This window comes from Oleiphilus sp. HI0132 (genome assembly GCF_001635845.1).
In genome coordinates this window covers 1-1,894 of the sequence record NZ_LWGJ01001476.1, presented here as the reverse complement: position 1 = coordinate 1,894, position 1,894 = coordinate 1, and the positions used below count along the sequence as shown (strand labels likewise).

The window sequence follows — 1,894 nt, the reverse complement described above, 5'->3', positions numbered from 1 at the left end:
CAACAAAGAACGATACATTAAGTAAGTCGTTAGCAATGATTAATGAGGAGCGTTTAAAGCTTGATGAGAGAATTGAGTCTTTAACAAGTCGCTTGGCGCGTGAATTTACGGCAGCGGATATCGCAGTTTCGAAATTAAATAGTACGATGGATTTTATAAAGGCGCAGTTAGATGCGCTAGCAGGAACAGGTTCAGACAAATAAAGTTTGTTATTAATAATAAAAGAAGTAGCTAAGGAAATAGTACCTTAGTGATTGCAGGAGAATAATATGAATGCATTACATCAGTATCAGTCGGTTAATGCGCAGACAAGTGTTGTCGATGTAGACCGTCACCAATTAATTCAGCTTTTATTTGATGGTGCTGTTGAGCGCATTAATATGGCTAAGGCGCGCATTGCTGCGAGTGACTTTGAAGGCAAGAATCGTTTGATTAACAAGTCGATAGAGATTATATCGGGTTTGCGTAGCTTTCTAGATTTAGATAAGGGGCAGGAGGTCGCACAAAATTTATTTGATCTTTATGTCTACTGTGAGCATCGACTGTTTGAAGCTAATGTCAAAAACGATCTAGAAATGTTGGAAGAGGTGCTTTCTCACTTGAAGAAGATTCAAGGTGCCTGGTCTGGTATTCGTCAGGAAGTTATTGAAAAGGGTATTCTCTAGAGGCTTGTTCGCAAGTTTAGAGTGCTTTTTTGTTTATTGCTTTTGTATAAGAGATTGAATAGCGGCTATTGATTGCCGCTATTCCAATGTGCTCAGCGTTGCCGACAGTTAGTTCGATTCTTCGATCACTGCGCTGGTATCTTCACCGCCGAATGCTTCCAGGATCTCTGGAATTAGTTTGTCGAACTCTGCCGTCATAATGGTGAAGCCAGCGTCAAACATGCTGGCGGCATCTTCGGCGTTCATGTCGTCAAGTTGATCTTGTAGCATATCGCCAAACTTGATGCGCTTCACACTTAAATCAGAGCCTAATAATAGTGTTAGTGACTCGCGCCACTCGACAGCAAGTTTGGTGACTTCCATTCCTGATTTGATTTGTTGGTCGATCTGTTCTTGATCGAGTTCCAAGCCTTTATACTTAATAGATCCTTTCTCTTCACCTTGTGATGTAAGTTCGCATTCTAAGCCTACAGTCATAAAGCTTGGTAGGCTGCTTGGCTCGGTGACCCAGTGTGTCATGATCGAGCTTGGGGCCTGGTTAACTGCTGGTAGGCGAATAGGAAGTGAACCAATTGTTTTGCGTAAATAGCTGGTCAGTTCATCTGCCAATTTGGCTGATGAAGTGTTAATCACAAGGTAGCCTTTCGAAGGGCAAAGGTAGGCGAAATAGCGCGATGTCTTGGTGAAAGACTTAGGTAGTAAGAGGTTAGTGATTTCTTCCTTTAGCTCAGTTTTTTCTTTGCGTGTAACTTTGCGGTGCTGTTGTTCCTCGATCTCATTTACTTTCTCTTGTAATTGCTCATTGACCACAGAGCTAGGTAGAATACGCTCTTGCTTTTGAAGGCAGATCATCCAGTAATTCTGGTTAACGTGTACCAGTTGCTCGGAATGCTTTTGCAAAGGGCTGGACCAACCTAGTTGGTATATGTCGTTCGCGCCGCAGGGTTTAAATGGTGAGTCAGCAAGTTTACTTTCTAATTCTTCGCTTGATAGTTCGAAAGGTTTAGTAAAGCGATAAAACAGGATATTTTTAAACCACATAAGTATATTCAGGCCTTCAGTTAGATGTAGATATTCTTTCTTAATAAGATGTAAAGCAAAAGTATAGTATAAAATACTTTAAATAGATTGCTTAAATTATTGAAAATATTTAAAAAGAGTTTCAAATTGAACACCTGCCCAGTCTTTTATTTGTATTCGACACTTGGTTGTCACTTGTGTGATGAGGC

General features: G+C 40.6%; 3 protein-coding genes. 2 read left to right on the top strand and 1 reads right to left on the bottom strand.

Annotated elements, in window-relative coordinates; translation table 11 throughout:
- Together A3766_RS31430 and fliS are read left to right on the top strand one after the other, a co-directional pair.
- The coding region (locus tag A3766_RS31430; protein WP_197479695.1) for a hypothetical protein at positions 1–203 on the top strand (203 nt) is incomplete at its 5' end.
- A gap of 66 nt (positions 204–269) precedes the next feature.
- A complete protein-coding gene (gene fliS, locus A3766_RS22895) occupies positions 270–665 on the top strand; it encodes a flagellar export chaperone FliS (protein WP_068508421.1) in 396 nt (131 codons plus the stop codon).
- Positions 666–773: 108 nt separating this feature from the next.
- On the opposite strand, the gene rdgC is transcribed toward fliS, so the two are convergent.
- Positions 774–1,706: a recombination-associated protein RdgC gene (rdgC, locus tag A3766_RS22890; RefSeq protein ID WP_068508423.1), complete on the bottom strand. Its 933-nt coding sequence runs from the start codon at positions 1,704–1,706 to the stop codon at positions 774–776.
- Positions 1,707–1,894 lie beyond the last annotated feature (188 nt).